Origin of the sequence: Streptomyces sp. NPDC058000 (genome assembly GCF_042886435.1) — a bacterium.
Lineage (GTDB): Bacteria > Actinomycetota > Actinomycetes > Streptomycetales > Streptomycetaceae > Streptomyces.
In genome coordinates this window covers 1-24,121 of record NZ_JBHVQS010000094.1, presented here as the reverse complement: position 1 = coordinate 24,121, position 24,121 = coordinate 1, and the positions used below count along the sequence as shown (strand labels likewise).

Annotated in this window: 29 protein-coding genes and 1 riboswitch; of the genes, 19 read left to right on the top strand and 10 right to left on the bottom strand. The window is 72.2% G+C overall.

What is annotated here, in order from left to right:
• The first annotated feature begins 191 nt into the window (after positions 1–191).
• The 5 genes from ACFVT2_RS41410 (at position 192) to ACFVT2_RS41390 (ending at position 3,031) form a co-directional block, all read left to right on the top strand.
• Positions 192–893, top strand: a complete 702-nt coding sequence (locus ACFVT2_RS41410) for a DUF2993 domain-containing protein (protein ID WP_390027101.1) — start codon at positions 192–194, stop codon at positions 891–893.
• 216 nt (positions 894–1,109) lie between these two features.
• Positions 1,110–1,217: an Ms5788A family Cys-rich leader peptide gene (locus ACFVT2_RS41405; RefSeq protein WP_390027098.1), complete on the top strand. Its 108-nt coding sequence runs from the start codon at positions 1,110–1,112 to the stop codon at positions 1,215–1,217.
• Between the two features lie 160 nt (positions 1,218–1,377).
• A complete protein-coding gene (locus ACFVT2_RS41400; protein ID WP_390027095.1) occupies positions 1,378–2,223 on the top strand; it encodes a sulfurtransferase in 846 nt (281 codons plus the stop codon).
• 41 nt (positions 2,224–2,264) lie between these two features.
• On the top strand, positions 2,265–2,552 hold the full coding sequence (locus ACFVT2_RS41395) for a DUF1416 domain-containing protein (protein WP_390027092.1): 288 nt from the start codon (positions 2,265–2,267) through the stop codon (positions 2,550–2,552).
• Positions 2,553–2,731: 179 nt separating this feature from the next.
• Positions 2,732–3,031, top strand: a complete 300-nt coding sequence (locus ACFVT2_RS41390) for a DUF3099 domain-containing protein (RefSeq protein WP_390027090.1) — start codon at positions 2,732–2,734, stop codon at positions 3,029–3,031.
• Between the two features lie 86 nt (positions 3,032–3,117).
• On the opposite strand, the gene ACFVT2_RS41385 is transcribed toward ACFVT2_RS41390, so the two are convergent.
• Complete coding sequence (locus ACFVT2_RS41385) at positions 3,118–3,483, bottom strand: DsrE family protein (protein WP_100606066.1); 366 nt, start codon at positions 3,481–3,483, stop codon at positions 3,118–3,120.
• Positions 3,484–3,881: 398 nt separating this feature from the next.
• Here ACFVT2_RS41385 and ACFVT2_RS41380 point away from each other — a divergent pair, with 398 nt between their 5' ends.
• The 6 genes from ACFVT2_RS41380 (at position 3,882) to ACFVT2_RS41355 (ending at position 9,127) form a co-directional block, all read left to right on the top strand.
• On the top strand, positions 3,882–4,469 hold the full coding sequence (locus ACFVT2_RS41380; RefSeq protein WP_390027088.1) for an FABP family protein: 588 nt from the start codon (positions 3,882–3,884) through the stop codon (positions 4,467–4,469).
• A gap of 74 nt (positions 4,470–4,543) precedes the next feature.
• Positions 4,544–4,629: riboswitch (cobalamin riboswitch) on the top strand.
• Between the two features lie 123 nt (positions 4,630–4,752).
• Positions 4,753–5,796 carry a FecCD family ABC transporter permease gene (locus ACFVT2_RS41375; protein ID WP_390027085.1) on the top strand — a complete coding sequence of 348 codons (1,044 nt, stop codon included), beginning with the start codon at positions 4,753–4,755 and terminating at the stop codon, positions 5,794–5,796.
• Positions 5,796–6,569 (top strand): ABC transporter ATP-binding protein, encoded by a 774-nt coding sequence (locus ACFVT2_RS41370; RefSeq protein ID WP_390027082.1) that lies wholly within the window; start codon positions 5,796–5,798, stop codon positions 6,567–6,569. Before ACFVT2_RS41375 ends, ACFVT2_RS41370 begins: the two co-directional genes overlap by 1 nt.
• Positions 6,570–6,586: 17 nt before the next feature.
• The gene (locus ACFVT2_RS41365) at positions 6,587–7,624 is read left to right on the top strand and encodes an ABC transporter substrate-binding protein (RefSeq protein WP_390027079.1); all 1,038 of its coding nucleotides are present in this window, start codon (positions 6,587–6,589) and stop codon (positions 7,622–7,624) included.
• A gap of 21 nt (positions 7,625–7,645) precedes the next feature.
• Positions 7,646–8,101 (top strand): Fur family transcriptional regulator, encoded by a 456-nt coding sequence (locus tag ACFVT2_RS41360; RefSeq protein WP_390027076.1) that lies wholly within the window; start codon positions 7,646–7,648, stop codon positions 8,099–8,101.
• Between the two features lie 30 nt (positions 8,102–8,131).
• Positions 8,132–9,127 carry a YgfZ/GcvT domain-containing protein gene (locus tag ACFVT2_RS41355; RefSeq protein ID WP_390027073.1) on the top strand — a complete coding sequence of 332 codons (996 nt, stop codon included), beginning with the start codon at positions 8,132–8,134 and terminating at the stop codon, positions 9,125–9,127.
• 398 nt (positions 9,128–9,525) lie between these two features.
• On the opposite strand, the gene dtd is transcribed toward ACFVT2_RS41355, so the two are convergent.
• Complete coding sequence (gene dtd / locus ACFVT2_RS41350) at positions 9,526–9,951, bottom strand: D-aminoacyl-tRNA deacylase (RefSeq protein WP_390027070.1); 426 nt, start codon at positions 9,949–9,951, stop codon at positions 9,526–9,528.
• Between the two features lie 173 nt (positions 9,952–10,124).
• On the opposite strand from dtd, the gene ACFVT2_RS41345 reads away from it, so the two are divergent.
• The 5 genes from ACFVT2_RS41345 (at position 10,125) to ACFVT2_RS41325 (ending at position 13,956) form a co-directional block, all read left to right on the top strand.
• Positions 10,125–10,886 (top strand): ABC transporter substrate-binding protein, encoded by a 762-nt coding sequence (locus ACFVT2_RS41345; protein WP_390027068.1) that lies wholly within the window; start codon positions 10,125–10,127, stop codon positions 10,884–10,886.
• A 52-nt stretch (positions 10,887–10,938) separates the two neighbouring features.
• Positions 10,939–11,970 (top strand): asparaginase, encoded by a 1,032-nt coding sequence (locus ACFVT2_RS41340; protein WP_390027065.1) that lies wholly within the window; start codon positions 10,939–10,941, stop codon positions 11,968–11,970.
• A 309-nt stretch (positions 11,971–12,279) separates the two neighbouring features.
• Positions 12,280–12,711, top strand: coding sequence for an ankyrin repeat domain-containing protein (locus ACFVT2_RS41335; RefSeq protein ID WP_390027063.1), 432 nt, complete (start codon positions 12,280–12,282; stop codon positions 12,709–12,711).
• A 131-nt stretch (positions 12,712–12,842) separates the two neighbouring features.
• A complete protein-coding gene (locus tag ACFVT2_RS41330) occupies positions 12,843–13,412 on the top strand; it encodes an NADPH-dependent FMN reductase (RefSeq protein WP_390027060.1) in 570 nt (189 codons plus the stop codon).
• A gap of 148 nt (positions 13,413–13,560) precedes the next feature.
• Positions 13,561–13,956, top strand: coding sequence for a winged helix-turn-helix transcriptional regulator (locus ACFVT2_RS41325; protein ID WP_390027057.1), 396 nt, complete (start codon positions 13,561–13,563; stop codon positions 13,954–13,956).
• Positions 13,957–14,067: 111 nt separating this feature from the next.
• On the opposite strand, the gene ACFVT2_RS41320 is transcribed toward ACFVT2_RS41325, so the two are convergent.
• Positions 14,068–14,490, bottom strand: coding sequence for a VOC family protein (locus ACFVT2_RS41320; protein WP_390027055.1), 423 nt, complete (start codon positions 14,488–14,490; stop codon positions 14,068–14,070).
• 214 nt (positions 14,491–14,704) lie between these two features.
• Between ACFVT2_RS41320 and ACFVT2_RS41315 the strand changes: the two genes are divergently transcribed.
• Together ACFVT2_RS41315 and ACFVT2_RS41310 are read left to right on the top strand one after the other, a co-directional pair.
• Positions 14,705–15,286: a TetR/AcrR family transcriptional regulator gene (locus ACFVT2_RS41315; protein ID WP_390027104.1), complete on the top strand. Its 582-nt coding sequence runs from the start codon at positions 14,705–14,707 to the stop codon at positions 15,284–15,286.
• On the top strand, positions 15,286–15,660 hold the full coding sequence (locus ACFVT2_RS41310) for a VOC family protein (RefSeq protein WP_390027052.1): 375 nt from the start codon (positions 15,286–15,288) through the stop codon (positions 15,658–15,660). The genes ACFVT2_RS41315 and ACFVT2_RS41310 overlap by 1 nt, the downstream gene beginning before the upstream one ends.
• A gap of 81 nt (positions 15,661–15,741) precedes the next feature.
• Here ACFVT2_RS41310 and ACFVT2_RS41305 read toward each other — a convergent pair whose 3' ends face one another.
• From ACFVT2_RS41305 to ACFVT2_RS41295, 3 genes are all read right to left on the bottom strand, one after another.
• Positions 15,742–16,728, bottom strand: a complete 987-nt coding sequence (locus tag ACFVT2_RS41305; RefSeq protein ID WP_390027050.1) for an aldo/keto reductase — start codon at positions 16,726–16,728, stop codon at positions 15,742–15,744.
• Between the two features lie 228 nt (positions 16,729–16,956).
• On the bottom strand, positions 16,957–17,310 hold the full coding sequence (locus tag ACFVT2_RS41300) for a winged helix-turn-helix domain-containing protein (RefSeq protein WP_390027047.1): 354 nt from the start codon (positions 17,308–17,310) through the stop codon (positions 16,957–16,959).
• A gap of 113 nt (positions 17,311–17,423) precedes the next feature.
• Positions 17,424–17,843 carry a hypothetical protein gene (locus tag ACFVT2_RS41295; protein ID WP_390027045.1) on the bottom strand — a complete coding sequence of 140 codons (420 nt, stop codon included), beginning with the start codon at positions 17,841–17,843 and terminating at the stop codon, positions 17,424–17,426.
• A 454-nt stretch (positions 17,844–18,297) separates the two neighbouring features.
• On the opposite strand from ACFVT2_RS41295, the gene ACFVT2_RS41290 reads away from it, so the two are divergent.
• Complete coding sequence (locus ACFVT2_RS41290; protein ID WP_390027042.1) at positions 18,298–19,251, top strand: putative protein N(5)-glutamine methyltransferase; 954 nt, start codon at positions 18,298–18,300, stop codon at positions 19,249–19,251.
• Positions 19,252–19,467: 216 nt separating this feature from the next.
• Here ACFVT2_RS41290 and thrS read toward each other — a convergent pair whose 3' ends face one another.
• The 4 genes from thrS to ACFVT2_RS41270 form a co-directional block, all read right to left on the bottom strand.
• On the bottom strand, positions 19,468–20,703 hold the full coding sequence (thrS, locus tag ACFVT2_RS41285) for a threonine--tRNA ligase (protein ID WP_390027039.1): 1,236 nt from the start codon (positions 20,701–20,703) through the stop codon (positions 19,468–19,470).
• A 193-nt stretch (positions 20,704–20,896) separates the two neighbouring features.
• On the bottom strand, positions 20,897–22,081 hold the full coding sequence (locus ACFVT2_RS41280) for a glutathionylspermidine synthase family protein (RefSeq protein ID WP_390027036.1): 1,185 nt from the start codon (positions 22,079–22,081) through the stop codon (positions 20,897–20,899).
• Between the two features lie 7 nt (positions 22,082–22,088).
• Entirely contained in the window at positions 22,089–22,427 is a 339-nt protein-coding gene (locus ACFVT2_RS41275; protein WP_390027033.1) for a hypothetical protein, read from the bottom strand.
• Between the two features lie 156 nt (positions 22,428–22,583).
• Complete coding sequence (locus ACFVT2_RS41270; RefSeq protein WP_390027030.1) at positions 22,584–23,531, bottom strand: SDR family NAD(P)-dependent oxidoreductase; 948 nt, start codon at positions 23,529–23,531, stop codon at positions 22,584–22,586.
• Positions 23,532–24,121 lie beyond the last annotated feature (590 nt).

Below are 24,121 nucleotides of genomic sequence, written 5' to 3'. Positions count from 1 at the left end.
GTACGGCCGCCGCTCCCGTTCTTCCGACCGGGTCGTCTAGGGTTCCCGGAGCGCGGGCTGGGGGCTGTCCGACGGGCCAGCGTGGCCCATGCGGGCCCGTCGGACAGCCCCCAGGGGCCCGCGTACCGGATTGAACGAAACCGGCCGGGGCGGACCCCGGCCCGTCCGTGACAAGTGGGGGTAGTGGTTCGATGCGCGCACTCAAGGTGCTGCTGGTGCTCGTCGTCATATTCGGCGGGCTGTTCGTGGCAGCGGACCGCGTCGCGGTCAATCTCGCCGAGAGCAAGGCCGCGGACAAGCTCCGCAGCATGCAGGGGATCACCTCGACGCCGGAGGTCTCCATCAAGGGCTTCCCGTTCCTGACCCAGGTCGCCGGGCGGAACCTCGACGAGGTCGACGCCGACCTCGACCACGTGGCGGCCCGTTCCGAGGGCCGCACGCTGACCCTCAAGCACCTCTCGGCGCAGTTCCACGACGTCGCGCTGACCAGCGACTTCACCTCCATCGAAAGCGCCGCCTCGGCCACCGCCACCGCCGAGATCAGCTATGCGGACATGACCAACGCGGCCGGCGGCGGCGTCAAGATCTCCTACGGCGGCGAGAAGGACGGCCACCCCCAGGTCAAGATCTCCCCGAACGTCCCGCTGCTCAGCTCGTTCGACGTCACCGGCACGATCAACATCGTCCACGGCGACACCGTCCAGGTGCGGGCCGACAGCATCCCCGCGATGTGCCGGGCGCTCCCCGGCTGCGAGAGCAAGGTGCGGAGCCAGACCGACCACGGCTGGAAGCTGGACCAGCTGCCGGGCAGCCTGAAGCTGGAGAAGGTCACCACGACCGCGCAGGGGATCACGGTCACCGCGTCCGGCACCAACGTGAAGCTCACCGGCTGACCTGCCCCGACGGGTGGCGGACCGCCCCACCGGACCACCACCCGTCCACACCCTGAGACACCCCGGTCCGTACACCAGACCCCCCACCTGCGCGGCGCCCCCACGGGCGCCGCGCACCCATGTTCCCGGGCCACGTATCCCACATCGCGGACAATCACATCTCGGCATTTGACACACCGGTGACATGCCGCGCTCTCCGTCCCTACGATCGGAGCCATGCAGAGCGCATTGAGCGGTCTCCTTCCACGGGGACAGGCGGTACTGACGAAGCGGCGGGCAGTCGACCTGTGCCGTGTCGCCGCCATGCTCTGTCGCCCTGCCTGACGGGCTGTTCGCTCCCGTCGCCCCGGCCGGCCGCACCCTCAGGCCGCCCCTCACGAGTCCCCGTACAGCGCCGCGCGCCCTCACCGCGCCGCGCCGGCTGGGAGTACCCGTGGGACCCCTCAAAACCGCCCCCCGCAACTGCCCCGGAGGAGAGAAGAACATGAGCCGTAGCGACGTCCTGGTAGACGCCGACTGGGTCGAGGCCAACCTGGACGACCCGAAGGTCGTCCTCGTCGAGGTCGACGAGGACACCTCGGCCTACGACAAGAACCACATCAAGAACGCCGTCCGGATCGACTGGAAGCAGGACCTCCAGGACCCGGTCCGCCGCGACTTCGTCGACCAGGAGGGCTTCGAGAAGCTGCTCTCCGCGAAGGGCATCGCCAACGACGACACCGTCGTCCTCTACGGCGGCAACAACAACTGGTTCGCGTCCTACGCCTACTGGTACTTCAAGCTCTACGGCCACGACAGCGTCAAGCTGCTCGACGGCGGCCGCAAGAAGTGGGAGCTGGACTCCCGCGACCTGGTCGACGGCTCCGAGGTCCCGGCCCGCCCGGCCACCGAGTACCAGGCCAAGGCCCAGGACACCTCGATCCGCGCCTTCCGTGACGACGTCGTCGCCGCGATCGGCGCCAAGAACCTGGTCGACGTCCGCTCCCCCGACGAGTTCAGCGGCAAGCTGCTGGCCCCCGCCCACCTCCCGCAGGAGCAGTCGCAGCGCCCCGGCCACGTACCCAGCGCCCGCAACATCCCGTGGTCGAAGAACGCCAACGACGACGGCACGTTCAAGTCGGACGACGAGCTCACCGCCCTCTACGAGCAGGAGGCCGTCGACCTGGCGAAGGACACCATCGCCTACTGCCGGATCGGTGAGCGCTCCGCGCTGACCTGGTTCGTGCTGCACGAGCTGCTCGGCCAGACCAACGTCAAGAACTACGACGGCTCCTGGACCGAGTACGGCTCGCTGGTCGGCGTCCCGATCGAGCTCGGCGCCAACAAGTAACCCCGAGAGCCCCCTTCTCTACCCCTCAAGGAAGTACCCCTATGTGTGGAGCACAGGCCGGCGGCCCGGACGCCTCGACCATCAAGCCCGGTGAGACCACCATCCAGGGCAACGTGACCCGCGACGGCCAGCCCGTCACCGGTTACGTCCGCCTGCTGGACAGCACCGGCGAATTCACCGCCGAGGTTCCCACCTCCGCGACCGGACAGTTCCGCTTCTACGCGGCCGAGGGCACCTGGACCGTGCGTGCGCTCGTGCCGGGCGGCACCGCGGACCGTACGGTCGTCGCCCAGAAGGGCGGGCTGGCGGAGGTCGCCATCGCCGTCTGACGGCACGCGTGACGCGGACCCGCGACCCGGGTCCGTCCGGCCGGAGGGCCGCACCCCAGGGGTTTGGACGCCTTGGCTTGAGGGGTGCGGCCCTCCGCGCCGTCCCGGTGCGGAGGGCCGCCCGTAAGGGCCGCCCCGCCGGGCTTCTTTCCGGGGCGCCACGGACTTACCGTGGACTTATGTACGCGCATGCGCATCGTCGGCCCACCCCGCCGCAGCGCCGCCACCGCCGGTACTTCGCCCTGATGGGCGTGTGCCTGGTGCTGTTCGTGCTGGCGTGGAGCGTGGTGCGACTGTGGTCCGTGCCGGCCGCGGTCGCGATGTGCATCGTCGCCATGGTCATCCCGCCCGTCGCGGCGGTCGTCGGCAACCACCGGGAGCCGGGCGAGCGCTGGTGGGACGAGTCCGGCGACCCGGAGTCCGACCGCTGGTGGCGCGAGCTGGACGACCGCGACGACGAGGACCGCCGCCGGAGCTAGGGCCGGTCCGACCCTGATCCACCGGACGGGCCCTCGGGCCCCAAGGCCCGTCCGCTCGTCCCGGCCCGCGCCCCGGACCCATCCGCTCAGTAGACGAGCGCCTGCACGCCGTCCGGCATGATCTCGCTGACGAACAGCTGGGAACCGGCGATGCCGGCCCCCTCGATCAGGTCCTTCTCCTCGATACCGCGCCGTGCCGCGCACTGCGTGCAGACCGTGATCGCCCCGCCGCCCGCGCGGATCCCGTCGATCAGGTCCGGCAGCGGCGCCGCGTGCGGCAGCTCGAACTCCGCCGCCCGTCCCGGCAGCGCGAACCACACCGACTCCCCGGTCAGCCACAGCGACACCTCGACGCCGCTGGCCACCGCCACCGCCGCCACCGTGAACGCCTGGGAGCACCGCTCGGGTGCGTCAGCGCCCGCCGTCACCTTGATCACCAGCTTCTTCGCCATGGGCCAAGCGTAGGGGCGACCGGGCCGCCGGGCCGCGCACGCCCTGCGGGAGTCCGACGACCGGACGCAGCCCCTCGGCGGACCTCACAGCGCCGCCGCCGAAGGTGCCGACTAGACTCGCAGGCGGTCCGTAACACCTCACCCTCCGCCCAAGGAGCGCGCTCGTGCTTGAGGCATTCTTCACCACCCTGCTGGTTCTGGTCGCCGTCGGCGTGATCGCGTTCGCCGGGCTGACCTGGAAGAAGCTGTACCAGGGCCAGCGCTGACCGCCCACCTGTCGCCCACCGGCGCCCTCGCAGGAGCGCTTCGCGCACCCCTGTCGGTTCCGTCGCCCACCGCCGCCCTTCGTAGGAGCGCTTCGCGCGCCCCCTTCGGAGCACTACAGATCGCCTGAGCTGATGATCGAGATCCCGTCCGACCTGAACCCGTCCCTGGTGCCTCTCGCCTTCCTCCTTGGCCGCTGGGAGGGCGCGGGCGTCTTCGACTTCTCGGGCGCCGAGAAGTGCAACTTCGGCCAGGAAGTCATCTTCAGCCACGACGGCCGCGACTTCCTCGAATACACCTCGCACACCTGGGTGCTCGACAGCGAGGGCAAGCAGGTCCGCCCGCTGGAAACGGAGACCGGCTTCTGGCGGGTCGACGCGGACCGCAAGGTCGAGGTCGTGATGACCCGCGACCAGGGCGTCGTCGAGATCTGGTACGGCGAGCTGGCCGACAAGAAGCCGCAGATCGACCTGGCCACCGACGCCATCGCGCGGACCGCCGCGGCCGGCCCGTACAGCGGCGGCAAGCGGCTCTACGGCTACGTCAACGGCGACCTGATGTGGGTCGGCGAGAAGTCCACCCCCGAGATCCCGCTGCGCCCGTACATGTCCGCGCAGCTGAAGAAGGTCGCCGACCTCAAGGAGTGGGCCGAGAGCCTGCCCGACGACATGCCGGACGGCGTCTCCTTCTTCCGCCCGGACGGCACACCGTACGAGGGCTGAGCCCCTCCCCCGGCTGCCGCCGGGGCCCCGGCGGGCCGCCCGGCCCGCACCACAACTCCATGACGCGCCCCGCGGGGGAAGTCCGGTGAGAGTCCGGCGCTGACCCGCAACGGTAAGCGGACGCCCCGCCAGGGGACCCGTTCCGCAAGCCCGATCACCCGCGGCGGCGCCGGATCCTCACCAACTCGCCGTGGACTGCGAGGGGACGCCGCCAGCGCCAGGGGCACCTGGGCCGCCGCTCCTTTCCGTACGCACGCGGCCCGAGCCGAAGGCCTGACCACCCTTGGCACGTCCCGCCCGCCCCCTCCCCCTGGCCGTCACGCTCGCCACCGTCCTGCTCGGCTCCCTGCTGTGCGGGACCGCCCTCGGCGCCGCCGGGATCGGCTGGCCGCAGGTGCTGCGCTATCTGGGCGCCGGACTGACCGGCGGCACCATCCGGCCCGACGAGGTCGCCGCGTACACCATCGTCTGGGAACTGCGGTTCCCCCGCGCGGTGCTCGCCGCCGTCGTCGGCGCCGGGCTCTCCGCCATCGGCGTCGCCGTCCAGGCCCTGGTCCGCAACGCCCTCGCCGACCCCTTCGTGCTCGGCATATCCTCCGGCGCGGCGGTCGGCGCCAACGCCGTCCTGCTCTTCGGCGCGCTCGGCGCGCTCGGCGTCTGGGCGCTGTCCGTCTCGGCGTTCCTCTCCGCGCTGCTCGCCATGGCCCTGGTCTACGCGGCCGCCCGGACCGCCCACGGGCTCACCCCGATGCGGCTGGTGTTGACCGGCACCGCGATGTACTACGGCTTCTCCGCGGTCACCACCCTGATGGTGTTCACCGCCGACCGCGGCGAGGCGGCCCGCTCGGCGATGATGTGGCTGCTCGGCAGCCTCAGCGGGGCCGGCTGGGGCTCGGTCCCGATCGCCGCGTGCGCCGTCGCCGCGGCCCTCGCCCATCTCCTGCTCTCCGCCGGCCGGTTGAACGCCCTGGCCATGGGCGACGAGACCGCCGCCGCGCTGGGCGTGGACCCCGAACGGCTGCGCCGCGAACTGTTCGTGGTCGCCGCCGCGGCCACCGGCGCGGTGGTCGCGGTCAGCGGCGCGATCGGCTTCGTCGGGCTGATGGTGCCGCACGCCACCCGGATGCTGGTCGGCGCCGACCACCGCCGGGTACTGGCCGTCGCCCCGCTGCTGGGCGCGGTGTTGCTGGTCTGGGTCGACCTGCTCTCCCGGGTGCTGCTGGCGCCCGTGGAACTGCCCGTCGGGGTGATCACCGCGGTGCTCGGCGTCCCCTGCTTCGTGCTGCTGATGCGGCGGCGCGGCTACACCTTCGGAGGCGGTGCCTGATGCGACTCGACATCACCGGACTGTCGGTGGCGGTGGCCGGGCGGCGGCTCGTCCACGACGTCACCCTGACCGCCGGCAGCGGACGGCTCATCGGGCTCGTCGGCCCCAACGGCAGCGGCAAGTCGACCCTGCTGCGCTGCGTCTACCGCGCCCTGCGGCCGGCCGCCGGCGCCGTCCACCTGGACGGCACCGACCTGCACGCGCTGACCGCCCGGGAGGCCGCCCGGCTGCTGGCCGCGCTGCCCCAAGAGGGCGGTACCGACTTCGACTTCACCGCCGCCGAGGTCGTCGCGATGGGACGGCTGCCGCACCAGCGCGGCTCCGGGCGGCCCAGCGCCGCGGACCGCGAGATCCGCGACCGGGCACTGGCCCGGGTCGGCGCCGCCCACCTGGCCGAGCGGGGCTTCCTGCGCCTCTCCGGCGGCGAGAAGCAGCGGGTCCTGATCGCCCGCGCACTGGCCCAGGAACCGCAGGTGCTGGTCCTCGACGAACCCACCAACCACCTCGACATCGCCCAGCAGTTGGAGGTCCTGGCGCTGGTCCGGGACAGCCGCCTGACCGTCCTGGCCGCACTGCACGACCTCAACCTGGCCGCCGTGCACTGCGACGAACTGCACGTCATCGCCGACGGCCGGATCGTCGCCTCCGGCCCGCCGTACGACGTCCTCACCGCCGAGCTGCTCGCCGAGGTCTTCGGCGTCCGCGCGCACCGCGTACGCCACCCCGAAACCGGCGCCGTCCAGCTGCTGTTCGACCGCCTGCCCGCCTCCTGAGGACCCCGAGGGACCCCATGACGAACGCTCCGCGCACCGCCCGCCGCCGCACCCGCCCCGCCGCCCTGCTCGCCGCCCTGGCCCTCGCCCTCACCGGCTGCGGCGCCCAGGTGGCCAAGGAGCCGGCCGGTACCGACGACCGCGCCTCCGGGCACCGGCCCGTCACCGTCACCAACTGCGGTACCCGGACCACCTATCCGCAGGCCCCGCGCCGCGTGGTCACCAACGACGTCGGCATCACCGAGATCATGTTCGCGCTGGGCCTGGAGGACCGGATGGCCGGTTACGTCATGCCCGACGACAAGGGCGACCTCACCAAGGTCCCCTGGAAGGCCGCCTACGACAAGGTCCCCTGGCTGTCCAAGAAGGCCATCACCAAGGAGATCGCCCTGGACGCCAAGGCCGATCTGGTCTTCGCCGGCTGGAACTACGGCTTCGGCGAGGGCAGCGGCGTCACCCCCGCCGCCCTCAAGAAGCTCGGCATCGACTCGTACGTCCTGACCGAGTCCTGCCACAACGGCACCGGCGCCGGCGCCCGCGGCGTGATGCCGCCGCTGGACGCGCTCTACACCGACCTCGCCACCCTCGGGAAGATCTTCAACGTCGAGGACCGCGCCCAGGCCCTGATCCGCACCTACAAGAAGCAGGTCGCCGACGCCGCCGACCGGGCCCCGGCCCGCCGCCCCACCGTCTTCCTCTACGACGACGGCCGCGACAAGCCGCTGACCGCCGGCAGGTACGCCGGCCCGCACGACATCATCACCAAGGCCGGCGGCGACCACGTCATGAAGGACCTCAAGGACTCGTGGACCACCGTCGGCTGGGAGACCGTCGTCGCCCGCGACCCCGAGGTCATCGTCATCAACAACTACGGCGACACCTCCGCCGCCCAGAAGAAGGCGTTCCTCACGTCCTACGCCCCGCTCGCGGGCGTCTCCGCGATCAAACACCACCGCATCTACGTCATGGACTACGCCGAACTCGTCGAAAGCCCCCGCAACCCCACGGCCATCAGCGACCTCGCCCGCTACCTGCGGGGCGTGCACTCCGCCTGACCGCCCTCCTACACTGGCCTCGTGGTGACCACCGACTGGCAGAGCGACCTCCGCAGGCGCGGGTACCGCCTGACCCCGCAGCGGCAACTGGTGCTGGAGGCGGTGGACAGGCTGGAGCACGCCACCCCGGACGACATCCTCACCGAGGTGCGGAAGACCGCCGGCGGCATCAACATCTCCACCGTCTACCGCACCCTTGAGCTGCTCGAAGAGCTGGAACTGGTCAGCCACGCCCACCTCGGGCACGGCGCGCCCACCTACCACCTCGCCGACCGCCACCACCACATCCACCTGGTGTGCCGGGACTGCACCGACGTCATCGAGGCGGACCTGTCGGTCGCCGAACCGTTCGTGGCCACCCTCCGCGAGAAGTTCGACTTCGACACCGACATGAAGCACTTCGCGATCTTCGGCCGGTGCGCCTCCTGCACGGACCGCGCCGCGCAGGGCGACGGGACCGCCAAGGGGCACGGGTAGCTCCACCGCCCCTGGTCGTAGGCTGGCCCCATGCTGCGACATTCATCCGCCAGCCCCCTGCTGTCGCTGCCCGGCGCCGTCCCCGCCGAGGCCCCCGACGAAGGCGTCGCCGCGCACTACGGCGACCTGTTCCGGGAGCAACGCGCCCTCGCCGACGGCTCCGGCTTCGTGGACCTCTCACACCGCGGTGTGGTCAGCGTCAGCGGCGCCGAACGGCTGAGCTGGCTCCACCTGCTGCTCACCCAACACGTCAGCGAACTCCCGCCCGGCCAGGCCACCGAGGCGCTGATCCTCTCCGCGCACGGCCACGTCGAGCACGCGGTCTACCTGGTCGACGACGGCGAGACGACCTGGATGCACACCGAGCCCGGTAAACAGGAGGCGCTGATCGCCTACCTGGAGAGCATGAAGTTCTTCTACCGGGTCGAGGTCGCCGACCGCACCGACGACTTCGCCGTCGTCCACCTCCCGGCCGGCTCCATCACCGAGGCGCCCGAGGGCACCGTCGTACGGGAGACCCCGCACGGCCGCGACCTCTTCCTGCCCCGCGCCGAGCTCATGTCCTTCGCCACGGCCGGGGGTCCCTCCGGGGGAGCCCCCGCGATCGGCGTCCTCGCCCTGGAGGCGCTGCGCGTCGAGGCGCACCGCCCGCGGCTGGGCCTGGAGACCGACCACCGCACCATCCCGCACGAGGTCGGCTGGATCGGCGGCGCGGTCCACCTCCAGAAGGGCTGTTACCGCGGCCAGGAGACCGTCGCCCGGGTCCAGAACCTCGGCAAGCCGCCGCGCCGCCTGGTCTTCCTCCACCTCGACGGCAGCGAGGTCCACCTCCCGCCGCACGGGACGCCGATCCGACTGGCCGCGGACGGCGAGGAGGGCCGCCAGCTGGGCTTCATCACCACCTCGGCCCGCCATCACGAGCTCGGCCCGATCGCCCTGGCCCTGATCAAGCGCAACGTGCCGACCGACGCCCCACTGATCGCGGGCGGTACCGCGGCGGCCCAGGAGGTCATCGTCGAGCCGTAGCGGGTGCCGGAGGGGGCGCGCCTGATGGTGTGGGCGCGCCTCTTGCCTTGTGCCTTGTGGGGCGGGAAGGGCGCGCGTCGTGCCTCGTGGGGCGGGAAGGGCGCGCTTTGTGGGACGGGTGCGCCTTGTGGGAGGAGCGCGCCTCGTGCCTCGTAGGAAGGGCGCGCCTCGTGGGAAGAGTGCGCCTCGTACCTCGTAGGAAGGGCGCGCCTCGTGGGAAGAGTGCGCCTCGTACCTCGTAGGAAGGGCGCGCCTCGTGGGAAGAGTGCGCCTCGTGCCTCGCGCCTCCTAGGACGGGCGCGCCCCGTAGGAAATACCCGCCGTCCCCGCCACGTTGTGGCTCCGCAGGGGGCGTCCGCATCCCCTAGGGAATCCGTTCGCCTCCCCCCTAGGGCCGTTCAGACCTCCAGCAGCACCGTGAACGGCCCGTCGTTCGTCAGCGACACCTTCATGTCCGCGCCGAACCGCCCGGTCTCCACCTGCGCACCCAACGCCCGCAGCTGGGCGACCACCTCGTCGACCAACGGTTCGGCGACCGGACCCGGCGCAGCGGCGTTCCAGGTGGGACGGCGGCCCTTGCGCGCGTCACCGTAGAGGGTGAACTGGCTGATCACCAGGAGCGGCGCCCCAGTGTCCGAACAAGACTTCTCGCCCTGGAGGATCCGCACCGACCACAGCTTCCGGGCGAGCTGCGCGGCCTTCTCCGGAGTGTCGTCGTGCGTGACGCCGACCAGCGCGCACAGCCCTTCCCCAACGATCTCCCCGACCGTTTCGCCGGCCACCTCGACGCGTGCGCCGTTCACCCTCTGCACCACAGCTCGCATACCCGCCATCATGCCGCCCGCCCCGCCGCCTCGCCGTGGGTACCCCCACAAGGGCCGTTCGAGTGCCATGGCCCTGCACACGGACCGCACAGAGTGGCACGATGCGTGCACGCGGTGCGTTTCACGGACAACATGCCCTGGATGCGGCACCGGACGAGGGGACGGAACGATTCATGACGACACTCGGCGCCGGACAGACACCCGGCCCCGTGCCAACCGCCCGCACGGCACCGGCCGGCAGCCCACCGCCGGCCGATCCCACCCCGCCGTCCGGCCGTACGAGACCGGCCGCCCCGGAGACCCCGACCGCCTCGGAGGCCCCGCACGCCCTGACGACCACCACCCCGGCGCCGGCTCCCGAAGAGCCCGCCCGTACCGAGGACGACCCCATGCTCCAGGCAGGTCAGGCACCGACCGCCCGCCCCCCGCAGCAGCGCGACCGCTTCCGCCCCGCCGGGCCCCCCGAGGTGTCCGGCCTGAGCCTGCCCGAGCTGCGCGTGGTGCGCCGCGACTGCCAGCAGGAAGAGGCTGACCTCAGCTATCTGCGGCGGCTGCTCCAAGGCCGGATCGACATCCTCCGCGCCGAGATCGCCCGCCGCACCGGGTCGCACTCGCCGCTGCTGGACCGGCTTCCCGAAATCCTCACCGACCTGCCGTCGCGCCAGCGCTCGTCCGCCCGGCATGTGACGCTCGGCACCCCGCACAGCGAGGAGTACCGCCGGCTCGCCGACGAGATGCTCGGCGAGGTCGAGCTCTCGGACCTCACGGCCCGTACGGACGAGGAGCTGCACGACGGGATGGGCCGGCTGATCCGCTACGAGCGGCAGATCTCGCAGCGCCGCCAGTCCCTCCAGCGCACGACCGACGATTGCAGTGCGGAAATCGCCCGCAGGTACCGTGAAGGCGAAGCACAAGTAGACGACCTGCTGTCCTGAACGGCCACAAGCCGCCTCCGGGGCGCGGGTCCCGTTCCCCGGAAGGCTGGCCGTGACCTCGTCGAAGACCTCGTCCTCGTCCTCGTCCACCCCGATATCCGAGCTGTCGTCGTCCGCGGCGGCCGCGCCGTCGAGCCCGTCGGCGCCGTCGCCGGTGCTGGCCGAGGTCGTCCGCTCCGGTTTCGTCGAGGGGCGGCACCGCGGCTCGCTGGTGGTACTGGCGGCCGACGGGAGCGTCGAGCAGGCCCTGGGCGACATCACCGCGCCGGTCTTCCCGCGCTCGACGAACAAGCCGATGCAGGCCGCGGCGATCCTGCGGGCCGGGTTGGACCTCTCCGAGGAGCGGCTGGCCCTGGCCGCGGCGAGCCACTCCGGCGAAACGTTTCACCTCGACCTGGTGCGGACCATGCTCGCCGAGCACGGGCTCACCGCCGAGCAGCTCCAGACGCCGCCGGACCTGCCGCTGGACCCGGAGGAGGCGGAGCACTACCTCGCCGCCGGCAACGTCCGGGACCGGCTCACCATGAACTGCTCCGGCAAGCACACCGCGATGCTCGCGGTCTGCGCGCTCAACGGCTGGCCGATGGAGACGTACCTGGAGCAGAGCCACCCGCTCCAGCAGCTGATCCTGGACGTCGTCCGCACGGCGGGCGGCGAGGAGGTCGCCCACATCGGTACCGACGGCTGTGGGGCGCCGCTGATGTCGCTGTCGCTGACGGGGCTGGCGCGGGCCTACCGGCATTTCGTCCTCGCGGAACCGGGGACGCCGGAGCGGCGGGTGGCCGACGCGATGCGGGCGCACCCCGAGTACGTCGCGGGCACCCGGCGGCCGGACACCTGGCTGATGCGGGCCCTGCCGGGCACGCTTTCCAAGATGGGCGCCGAAGCGGTGCAGGCCCTGGCACTGCCCGACGGCCGGGCCCTGGCCTTCAAGATCGATGACGGCGCGACCCGCACTCTGGGGCCCATCCTGGCCCGGGTCCTGCGGGGGCTCGGGGTCGACGACCCGGTTCTCGCGCGCATCGAGGATGTGCCGCTGCACGGGGGCGCGAGTCGGGTGGGGGCGATTCGCGCGGCGTTCTGAGGGTGCTCCGGGCCCGTCTGGGCCCGTTCTGCGGGCGTTCGGAGGGCGCCCTGAGGGCGTGTGGGGGGCTTCCCGCGGGCGCTGCCCGGACACTGGAGCCCGGGCACGTTGGCGGACGTCCCTCGGTGGGGCGTCCGGCGGCGGAGTGTCCGTCGGCGGGGCGTCCGGCGGCGGAGTCCGTAGGTGAGCGGTATTCCTCGGTTCGGCGGAATCCGCGCCCCCGCATCCGCAACGTGGGGGGCCGGGGAAATCTAAAGTGGCGGTGCACCCGGAACACATACTCACCACCACAGCAGGAGGCCGGCGACCATGAGCGACGCGAATTCCGAGCCGCAGGGACCCGAGGCGATCGAGCACGCGCACGACCCCGAGGTGCTACAGCTCGCGGCCAAGGTGTTCGACCTGGCGCGGCACGGTGACACCGACACCGTCGCCGCCTACGTGGACGCGGGCGTGCCCGCCAACCTGACGAACGACAAGGGCGACTCCCTCGTGATGCTCGCCGCCTATCACGGCCACCCGACCACCGTGGAGGCCCTGTTGCAGCGCGGCGGCGACGCCGACCGCCCCAACGACCGGGGGCAGACCCCCATCGCCGGCGCGGTGTTCAAGGGCGAGGACGAGGTGGTGAAGGTCCTCCTGGCGCACGGTGCCGATCCGGCGGCCGGGTCGCCGTCGGCGATCGAAACGGCCCGGATGTTCCAGAAGACGGAGTTGCTGAAGCTGTTCGGCGCGGAGTGACGTCCCGCGGCGCGTAACGGCCGGTATCGGGGGGCGAGTCGCCCCTCCTCGCCCCCGTCCGCTTGACCTCAAGTTAAATTGAGGTTCTAGGCTCAGGGCCGTTGCACTCACTTCGCCACGAAGGGCCTCACATGTCCGCAGAGCGCTACACCCTCGCCGTCATCGTCGGCAGCACCCGGGAGGGCCGGTTCGCGCCGGTCATCACCGAGTGGTTCACCCGGCACCTCAGCGCCTCCCACCCGCACGTTACCGTTGACGTGATCGACCTGGACGTCATCCGGCCGTACGAACTCCGGTACGGCAGCGAGGAGTTCATCGCGTACGCCAAGCGCGTCGAGCAGGCGGACGCATTCGTGGTGATCACGCCGGAGTACAACCACTCCTTCCCGGCCCCGCTCAAGCACGCCGTCGACCTGCTGCGCGCCGAGTGGCAGGCCAAGCCGGTCGGCTTCGTCTCGTACGGCGGAATCTCCGGCGGCCTCCGCGCGGTCGAACAACTGCGGCTGGTTTTCGCCGAGTTGCACGCCACCACGGTGCGCGAGACGGTCAGCTTCGCGCTCACCACCGGCCCGTTCGACGAGGAGGGCCAGCTGCACGACCCGGCCCCGCCCGCCCAGGCCGCGGACACCCTGCTGAACCAGTTGGCGTGGTGGGCCGTGGCTCTGCGGGAGGCCCGCACGGCCCGTCCGTACGGCAACTGATCCGGCCACGTTGCGCCGGGCGTCCGTACGGGCGTCCGGCCCCGGCCCTCGACCCCGGCCCCGACCCCGATCGTCGATACTTGACGCGAAGAGGTGCATCCGGGTGCGCCCGGGTGGCCCGATTGCTGGGTATGTGGAGGGGGTTGGCGTGAGCGGGCGGAAGGGCCCCTACGAATGCGGGCTGGACGCCGCCGTGGACGTAATCGGCGGCAAGTGGAAGGTCCTGCTCCTGTGGGCGCTCGCCCAAGGACCCCGCCGGTTCGGCCAGTTGCGCCGGGAACTGCCGAAGATCAGCGAGAAGGTGCTCGCCCAGCAGCTCCGTGAGCTGGAGGCCGATGGCATCGTCCACCGCGAGGTGTTCGACCAGATTCCGCCGAAGGTCGAGTACTCGCTCACCGAGCTGGGCGCCTCCCTCAACGAGGCCCTGGCCCCGCTGGGCGCCTGGGGTCGCCTGCACATGGCCTCTCTGGAGGCCACGTATGCGCAGCGCCATCCGGATGCGCAGCATCATCCCGATGCGCGGCGCCCTCCGGATGCGGTGTGATCCGGGGCGAGTGGTCGGGGGCGGAGCGGCTGGGGACAGGGCGGCCGAGGCAGGGCGGCCAGGGCAGGGCAGTCGCAGCAGGGCAGTCGGGGCAGGGCAGTCGGGGCCCGGTTATCCCTTGGCTGCGGGGTCCGTTGGCCCCTGTTGGACGGCCCAGCCGTTTCCGTCCGGGTCGTTGAAGTAGACGAACGAGTTCCAGGCCCCGCCGGGGCCGTCGGCCAGTGCCCCGTTCTCCACGTGCTGTACGGGGCCGACCGGTACCCCGCGGGCGAGCAACTCGCCGCGGGCCGCGGCCACATCGGGCACCACCAGCTGCACTCCCTGCACCGAGCCGGGCCGCACGGGCGTCACACCGCCGCCCGCGCCCAGGACGATCGAGCAGCCCGAGCCGGGCGGGGTCAGCTGGACGATGCGCCCGCCGTCGTCGAGTCGGATGTCGAGATCGATGGCGAAGCCCACCTGCTCGCTGTAGAAGCGCTTCGCGCGTTCCACGTCGCTCACCGGAATCGGCACCAGTTCGAGCTTCCATTCCATGGTGCGCCGCCCCTCGGGGTCTCACCGGCCTCGTGTCCGCTCGCCTCTGAAGAAGTCTAGGGACGGCTCTTCGGGTGCGCCTCCCGCGCGGAATCCATTGACGGAGTGAGTACTCACTCCGTAGCGTGGGGCCATGTCGTCACCAGGACCTTCCGCAGCGAGCCGGCCTTCCCGCCGCCGGGCCCCCGGTATGAGCGTCGAGCAGCGCCGGGCCATGATCGTCGCAGCCGCCCTGCCGCTGGTCGCGGAGGACGGGGCGGCCGTCACCACCAGCCGGATCGCCCGCGCCGCCGGGATCGGCGAGGCCACGATCTTCCGCGCGTTCAAGGACAAGGAAGAGTTGTTGGACGCCTGCGTGGCCGAGGCGGTGGGCGTCGATCACGTGCTGCGCGAACTCGCCTCCGTCCCCCTCGACGAACCACTGCCCGCGCGACTCACCGAGGCCGCCGAGGCCCTCTGCGCCCACCTGGAGCGCATGGGCACCGTCGTCGGCAGCCTCTACGCCTCCGGGCACCGCCGCGACCGTCTGCGCTCCCCGGAGGCGCGGGCGGACGGCGAGCCCCCCGAGGACGGGCGGACCCGGTCCTTCCGCGCCCTCCAGGAGGCCGTGGTCGAACTGATCGAACCGGACCGGGAGCGGCTGCGGCTGAGCCCCGAGCGGGTCGCCGCCGCCTTCCTGGGCCTGCTCTTCAGCCGGCTGCCCGCACCGGGCGGCCCGGCCCACGCACCGCTCACCCCCGAGGAACTCATCTCCGTGCTGCTGCACGGCACCCTCACCGACCCCGGGAGCGCCTGATGCCCGTCAGCCTCAACCACACCATCGTCCCGGCCGTCGACCACCGCGCGGCGGCGCACTTCCTCGCCTCGGTGATGGGCCTGGCGGAACTCCCGCCGGCCGGCCGCAACGGGCACTTCGCCCCGGTCCGGGTGAACCAGACGCTCACCCTCGACTTCATGGCCGTCCCGGACCCCCCGGGCCATCACCTGGCCTTCGACGTCGATCCCGAGACCTTCGACGAGATCCTCACCCGCCTCCGGTCGGCCGGCATCCCCTACGGCAACGGGCCGGGCCACCCGGACAACGGCCGGACCGATCACCCCCTGTGCGCCCGCGGCCTGTTCTTCAGCGACGCCGACCGCAATCTGTACGAGGTGATGTCGCCGGCGTGAGGCCCGGGAACGGTGGCCGTCGGCCGGCCGGGGCTCGCGCTCCCGGCGGCCGACGCCCACCCGGGCCTTCATCGGGTGTGCTCACTTGTTGACGAAGGCCATGCTCGACGCGTCGTAGCGGGTGCCGGCGACCTGGCCGACGGGGGCCGCGGCGTCGATGGCGGCGAGCTCCTCTGCGGAGAGCTGCACCGTGAGCGCCCCGAGGTTCTCCTCCAGGTACTTCTGGCGGCGGGTGCCCGGGATCGGCACGACGTCGTCGCCCCGGTGCTGCACCCAGGCCAGTGCCAACTGGCCGGCGGTGACGCCCTTTTCGGCGGCGAGTTCGTCGAGCTTCGCCACGATGGTGAGGTTCTGCTCCAGGTTGCCGTCCGCGAAGCGCGGCTGGGTGCGCCGCAGGTCGGTCTCCGGCAGGCCCTCGACGGAGGTGTATCGCCCCGTCAGGAAGCCGCGGCCGAGCGGGGAGAACGGCACCAGGCCGATGCCGAGTTCCCGGCAGACCGGCGCGATCTCCTGCTCCAGATCGTGGGTCCACAGCGACCACTCGCTCTGCAACGCGGCGATCGGGTGGACCGCGTGGGCGCGCCGGATGGTCTCCGTGCTCGCCTCGGACAGGCCGAGGTGGCGCACCTTGCCCGCCGCGACCAGCTCCGCCATCGCGCCGACGGTCTCCTCGATCGGCACGTCGGGGTCGACGCGGTGCTGGTAGTAGAGGTCGATGTGGTCGACGCCGAGTCGGCGCAGCGAGGCGTCGCACGCCTCGCGGACGTAGGCGGCGTCGCCGCGGATCGCGGTCGGCTGGCCGAGCTGGTTGGCGAAGCCGAACTTGGTGGCCAGCACCACCTCGTCGCGCCGACCGGCGATCGCGCGGCCGATCAACTCCTCGTTGTGGCCCGCCCCGTAGAAATCGGAGGTGTCCAGCAGGCTGACGCCGAGGTCGAGTGCGCGGTGAATGGTCGCGATCGACTGATCGTCGTCCGAGGCGCCGTAACCGTGGCTCATCCCCATGCACCCGAGCCCCTGCGCGGACACCGCGAGTCCCCCAAGGCGGCGGGTGGGAATCTCCGTCATGCTGCTACCTCCTGGCACGTACTGCGAACCGGAACGGGCACCCCCGAGCCGGGCGTGACCCGGGTCCGGGGTGGCTGTCCGCCACCCCTCGACCCGTTGACGACAGTAGGAGTTGGAGCGCGCTCCAAGTCAACCGATCACCGTGGACGGCGTCCGTGCGGAACCGCAGCCACGCCCAACGCGGCGGCAGTTGCCGTCACCGCGCCGGGGTCGCGCGTGCGGCCGGGGTCAGGCGTCGCCGCCCGCTATGGCCCGCAAGGCCCGGCAGTGTGCGGCGAAGGCGGCCCGGCCGTCCGGCGTGAGGGTGAGCCAGGTGCGCGGCCGCTTGCCGACGTACCCCTTGATGGCGGCGACATAGCCCGCCTTCTCCAGGGTGGCGATCTGCCGCGACAGGACCGAGTCGCTCACCTCGACGGTGTCCCGGACGAACCCGAACTCGGCCTTCTCGGCGGCCGACAGGGTCGCCACGATGGAGAACCGGACCGGGGCGTGGATGACGTCGTCCAACCCGTGGCGCGGATGGCTCCCGGCGCGCGGGGCGGCTCCGTCCGCCGGAGCGGGGTCCGCGGTCTCCGTAGTCATCGAGGTCACCGAGGTCGGCGAAGTCGCCGCGGTCGCCGGCGTCGCCGAAGTCCCCGTGGTCGCCGTGCTCGCTGTGCTCGCCGTGCTCGCGATGGTCTTCTTGTGCGGCTCCGTCACTGCCGGGCCTCCAGGTATCCGCCTATCAGGCCGGGCAGCGCGACCACCACGGCACCGGGCACCCACCAGGCCGCGACGCCCTGGAAGAACATCACCCCGGGCACCAGCACCGCCGCGTAGAGCAGCCCCCAGGTGCCGATCAGGATGCCGTGCCGTACCCCGAACCCCCGCCGGGCTACGCGCTGTCGGGCCGCGTAGACCGACAGCCCCGAGACCACGGCGGCCCAGAGCACACCGCCGATCACCGTCCCGTACGGGGCCTTCACCAACCCGATGAGAAGCACCAACAGCCCGGCCGCGCAGCCGTAGAGGACTTGGTACCGCACGTACCACTTGGTGCTCTTGCGGACCCTCGCCCCCAGTGCCTCCGCCTGGGCCAGCGCGGCCGCCGCGTCGCTGGCTGCGAACTCTCCCATGTCATCCCCCTCATCGCTCATGTCGCTCATGACTCATGCCGTTCATGACTCATGTCGCTCACGCTTTCGACACTCACCATCCTGACAACAACTTTCCAAACTGACAAGTAGTTTCCGGACATTCGTCCGAGTGCGGGGAGCGCGGCTCGGGAGGGGGCACCCCGTCCTCCGGGCCGGCGGCTGCAGGCCGGATCCACGGGGTGGGCAGCCTGCGAAAACGGCTCTTCCTGACTCCTGATCACCAGGTCGGGTACTGTGGCCCCGGCCGTCGGCGCGTACCGTGCGCCGGCCCGCACTCGTCCGTGCACGCACCGCCCGAAGGAGGTGAGACCGATTCCCCGCCAGACCAGGCAGGTGCTCCCGTCTCACGTCCGTGCGTCCACCCATTCCAGGTGACCGCCCGACATCCGTGACCCGGGAAGCGCCCCTCGGCATCCCGAAAGGCTCACCAGCAATGTCGTCGTCCCACCCATCGCCGTCACCGTCGTCGTCACGCTCGTCGTCACCGGCGCCGTCGTCCCGCCCCTCCCCCGCATCCGATGCTGCCGTCCCGCACCCGACGGCACAGCTGTCCCGGCCCACCGTCATCACCAGACTCCGCGCCGCCGGCTGCGTCTTCGCCGAGGACGAGGCCGCGCTCCTCATCGCCGCGGCCCGCACCCCGGACGACCTCGCCGCCATGGTGGAACGGCGGGCGGCCGGCCATCCCCTGGAACACGTCCTCGGCTGGGCCGAGTTCGGCGGTCTGCGGGTCTCCGTGGACCCGGGGGTCTTCGTGCCGCGGCGGCGTACCGAGTTCCTGCTCGGCCGGGCCGTCGCCCTCGGCCGCCGGGCCGCCGAGCGGACCGGCCGGCGCACCGTGGCGGTCGATCTGTGCTGCGGCTCGGGGGCGGTGGGGGCGGCCCTGGCCGCGGCACTGGACGCGGTCGAACTGCACGCCTCCGACATCGAACCGGCCGCGGTGCGCTGCGCCCGCCGCAATGTGGCCGCCGTCGACGGCCGGGTCTACGAGGGCGACCTGTTCGACCCGCTGCCCGACCACCTCCGGGGACGGATCGACGTCCTGACGGCCAACGTCCCCTACGTCCCCACCGAAGAGGTCGGCCTGTTGCCGCCGGAGGCCCGCGAGTTCGAACCGCTGGTGGCGCTCGACGGCGGGGCGGACGGGCTCGACGTGCTGCGGCGGGTGACGGCGGCGGCGCCGCGGTGGCTGGCGCCGGGCGGCCACCTCCTCGTCGAGACCGGTGAGCGCCAGGCGTCCCGGGCCGTCGAGATGTTCCGGCGCAGCGGGCTGCGTCCCGAGGTCGCCACCTCGGACGAGCTCTACGCCACCGTCGTGATCGGCACCCTGCCCGGCGACCCGGCCTCGGCTCGCTCAGCGGTCCACTGCTGCTCGACGCCTGGCTGAACGCCGTGGGCTGCTGTCTCGGGGCGTGAGAGGCCGGGAGCGGGAGGGGGCGCGCGACACGGCGACCCGCAGGACGATCCCTGCGGAACGGACGATCCCTGCGGGCCGGATGACCCCTGCGGACCGGATGTCCCTGCGGGTCACCGTAAGCGGCCCGCAGGGATCCTCCGTCCGACAGTAGCCGGGGCCCGTCCGCCCCGGCGGCTCTCACCCGGGTCAGGTGGCCGGCCAGAGCGCATGGCCGCGTCCGGTCACCACCGCCGCGATGCGGGCCAGCGCCTCGGCGGCGGGGAGCGGCGCCGGGCGGCGGCCGTCGCGCAGCCGGAGGGCGACGAGGTCCGCGGGGACCTCGCGGGGGCCGATGACGGCCTGGTAGGGGACGTGCCGGGCGGCGCGGATACGGGCGCCGAGGGTGCCCTGTGCGGGGTCGGCGAGTGCCGCGCGCAGCCCCTGGTCGACGCAGCGCCGCACGAGGTCGGCGGCGTGCGGTAGTTCGGCCTCGGAGACCGGGAGCACGGCGAGTTGGACGGGGGCGAGCCAGGCGGGGAAGGCTCCGCCGTGCTCCTCGATGAGGTGGGCGACGGCGCGTTCGACGCTGCCGATGACGGCGCGGTGGACCATCACGGGCCGGTGCCGGGTGCCGTCGGGGCCCACGTAGGACAGCTCGAAGCGACGCGGCTGGTGGAGGTCGATCTGCACGGTGGACAGGGTGGATTCGCGTCCGGCGCGGTCGGCGATCTGCACATCGATCTTGGGTCCGTAGAAGGCCGCCTCGCCCTCGGCGGCCTCGTAGGCCACGCCGGAGTCGTCGAGGACCTCGGTCAGCAGGGCCGCGGCGCGCCGCCACATCGCGGGGTCGGCGACGTACTTGCCGCCCTCCCCCGGGAGCGAGAGCCGGTAGCGGGCGGCGCGGATGCCGAGGTCGGCGTAGGCGCGGCGGATCAGGTCGAGGGCGGCGCGGGTCTCGTCCGCGACCTGGTCGAGGGTGCAGAAGATGTGCGCGTCGTTGAGCTGGATGGCCCGTACGCGGGTGAGTCCGCCGAGCACCCCGGAGAGTTCCGAGCGGTACATCCCGCCCAACTCGGCCAGCCGGAGCGGGAGTTCGCGGTAGCTGTGGGAGCGGGAGCGGTAGATGAGGGCGTGGTGGGGGCACAGGCTGGGGCGGAGTACGACCTGTTCGCCGCCGAGGTCCATCGGCGGGAACATGTCCTCGCTGTAGTGGTCCCAGTGCCCGGAGATCTCGTACAGCTCGCGTTTGCCGAGTACCGGCGAGTAGACGTGCCGGTAGCCGGCGCGGCGCTCGGTCTCGCGGATGTACTCCTCCAGGGCGTGCCGCACCGCCGCGCCGTCCGGCAGCCAGTAGGGCAGTCCGGCGCCCATCAGCGGGTCGGTGTCGAACAGGTCCAGCTCGCGGCCGAGCCGGCGGTGGTCGTGGACCGGGGTGGCGTTCATCGTGGTCTCCTCGCGGGTCGCCCGGAGCGAGTGACCACACGGCGAAGCCCCGGGGCACTCGCCCCGGGGCTTGATGACTCACAGGTCAGCAGTCAGCGCGCCGGGACTCTCTCCGGCGTCGTCGTGACGAACAGTTCAGCGCGCTGCATACGGCCGACCGTAGCAAGGCGCCCCGGCGTCCGCACCGGATTTCTCAGGCGATGAGGTGCGGCAGGAACCGCGCGTACTCGTCGGTGACCAGGCCGGTCGACTCGCGGATGCCGAGCCCGGCCGCCTCGTCCGCCACGACCCAGGCGCCGAGCACCACCCGGTTGCCGTCGAAGTCCGGCAGGGGCGCCAACTCCTGGTAGCAGCACGGTTCGTCGCGCTGGACGGCGGCGGATCCCGGTGGGTGGAGGGTGACGCCCTCGCCCTCCCTGCCCAGCAGCGGTTTGGCGACGTAACCGGGGCCGGCGGGCAGGTCGCGGGGGCCGTCCAGGTAGGCGGGGAGGAGGTTGGGGTGGCCGGGGTAGAGCTCCCAGAGGACCGCCAGCAGCGCCTTGTTGGAAAGCAGCATCTTCCAGGCGGGCTCGATCCACAGGGTGGTGCCGGTGGCGCCGCCGTTGTCGAGGGTGTCCAGGACGTTCGGGCCGAAGGCGTCGGTGGCCAGCCACTCCCATGGATAGAGCTTGAAGCAGGCCCGGATGAAGCGCAGCCGCTGGTCGACGAAGCGGCCGGAGAGCCGGTCCCAGCCGATCTCCTCCACGGCGATCGCCTCGGTCGTCAGGCCGGCCTGTTCGGCCGTTTCGCGCAGGTAGGCGACGGTCATCAGGTCCTCGCCGAGCTCGTCGGCGGACGAGTGCGCGAAGTGCAGCGGGGCACCCGGCGGCAGCAGGGCCGCCTGCCGCTTCCAGGCGTCCACCAGCCGCTCGTGCAGCGAGTTCCACTGGTCGGCGGCCGGGAACCGGTCCTCCATCCAGAACCACTGCGGACTGGCGGCCTCCACCAGGGAGGTGGGGGTGTCGGCGTTGTACTCCAGCATTTTGGCCGGGCCGGTGCCGTCGTAGCGGAGGTCGAACCGGCCGTAGACGGAGGGCAGTTCGGCGCGGCGGCGCCATGCCTCGGCGACCCGGGCGGCCAGGTGCGGATCGGTGATGCCGAGGTCGGCGAACCGGTCGTGGGTGACGATGTGCTCGGCGGCCGCCAGGCACATGCCGTGCAGCTCCTCGACGACCTCCTCCAACTCCTCGACCTCGTCCGCCGAGAAAGAGTAGTACGCGCTCTCGTCCCAGTAGGGGCGCAGCGAGTCGTCGGGGTACCGGGTGAGCGGGTAGATCAGGCCCTGCGCCTCGACGAGGGCCTGCCAGTCGGGGCGGGGCTCGATGGTGTGGCGGCGCATCTCGCGGTCAGCCGCCCGAGGAGCCGTGCCGGGAACCGAAGCCCCCGCGTTCCACCACCGCGCTCTTGCTGAAGCTGCCGCCGTCGGCGTAGCGGCCGGAGCCGCCGGAGCCGTAGTACCAACGGCCGGTGGTGGTGCTGGACGTCCCCTTCGTCGACGCGCACTGCGCCGCGCTGAGCACCCGGTACCCCCGGACGCTGTCGTAGCTCTTGGGATCCACGCAGCGTTTGTCCGGCTCCGACCCGCAGGAGGTGAGGGTCGCGGCGAGCGCGCCCATACCGCCGAGGATGACGGTGCCGGAGCGCAGCCGTCGCCGTATCTGATCCGCTTGTGCCTTTCGTGCCATGGTGGCCACCCCCGTATGTCCCTACGCGAACAAGCTGTATCGCCCGTCCACCCTAGGTGGACGCACCGTCCGGGCAGTACGGCGGGCGGGTACCCGTCCGGGCAATACGGCGGGGCGGGTACCCGTCCCCCGCCGTCCCCCGCCGTCCGCCCGGTGCTATCCGAGGGCGGCGCCGGGATCGACGCCGGTCAGCTCGCGGCTGGCCGCCCACAGCCGGCCGGCGACGGCGGCATCGGCCAGGTGGTGCCACACCGGCTCCCGGCGCGGTGTGCCGCGCAGCCCGAAGACACGGGGCCCCCACAACTGCCCACCGGCCACGGCCGGGTCGAGCACCGCGCGCACGGCGGGCCACGCCCCGGCGTCCTTGCCCTGGAGGACGACGGCGGCGGGCAGACCGCGCAGCCACCCGCCGGCGGTCCGTACGTGCACCGGCGGGCGGGCCGGGGTGCGGGAGTCCAGGGCTCCGCCGGGGTGGACGACCACGCTGGTCACCGCGCTGCCGGCCGCGCGCAGGCGGCGGTCGAGTTCGAGCCCGAAGTGCATCTGCGCCAGCTTGGACCGGCCGTAGGCGCGGGTGGGCCGGTAGTCGTGCCGGGACTCCAGGTCGGCGAGGTCCAGCCGCTCGGTCTTCGCCGCGAAGCTCCCCATGGTGACCACGCGGCCCGACGGCGCGGCGGCCAGCAGCGGCAGCAGCCACCGGGTCAGCGCGAAGTGCCCGAGGTGGTTGGTGCCGAACATCAGCTCGTGGCCGTCCACCGTCTCCCGCCGCGGCGGGTGGTCGAGGGCGACGCCAGCGTTGTGGACCACCGCATCGAGGCGCGGCCCCAGGGACGCCACCGCGGTCCTGAGGGACGCGAGGTCGGCGAGGTCCAGCCTTAGGGCCCGCACCCGCGCACCGGGGATCCGGGAGCGGAGCACGGCCAGGGCGGCCGCGGCCTTCGCCGGGTCCCGGCTGCCCAGCACGACGGTGGCTCCGGTCGTGGCGAGCTGCTCGGCGACGAAGTACCCGATGCCCGCGTTGCCACCGGTGACCAGGACGGTACGTCCCTCGGCACGCGGCAGCCGACGGACGTCCCAGGGCGGGGCGGACGGCACGGACTTCATGGGGCGGGCTCCCTTACGACTGGACGAATCGGACGGACCAGGTGGACCAGATGGACCGGACGGCTACGACTCGACGGCTACGACTGGACGGACCGGATGGCCCACCCCCAAGGTCGCAGCGGCCACCGACACCACGCCTACGGACCGCCTATGGACCGCCTACGGATCGCCGACACCCCGGCCGGCGCCCCGACGCTCCACCGACCGCCCCGCAGCGCCGCTGCCCGGACTTGAGTGGGACGGACCCGCGCAAGGCCGTCTCACACAACTCCGTTAGACGGCCGTCTCGATCGCTCACCGCTCCGGCACTCGCCGTTCCGGCACTCACTGCTCCGCCACTCGCTGCTTCGACGAGCTCACGGCCGACGAGATCCCCAGAGGGCTACGGCTCTCCAGGACCGTCAACTCTCCACTCAGCTCGATGTGTTGAGGCGGTGGCGTACGTCGCGGCGACTGCGGGCGCGCACTGCGCACATTTCGGGTGCGGCGCCGGAAGGGGTAGGGAACTGCTCGACATTGAGTGTGCACGAGTGTCCTCAAGGTCACATGGGTGAGTTTTCTCGGTTCCGATCGCCGTCTTGATATGTAGT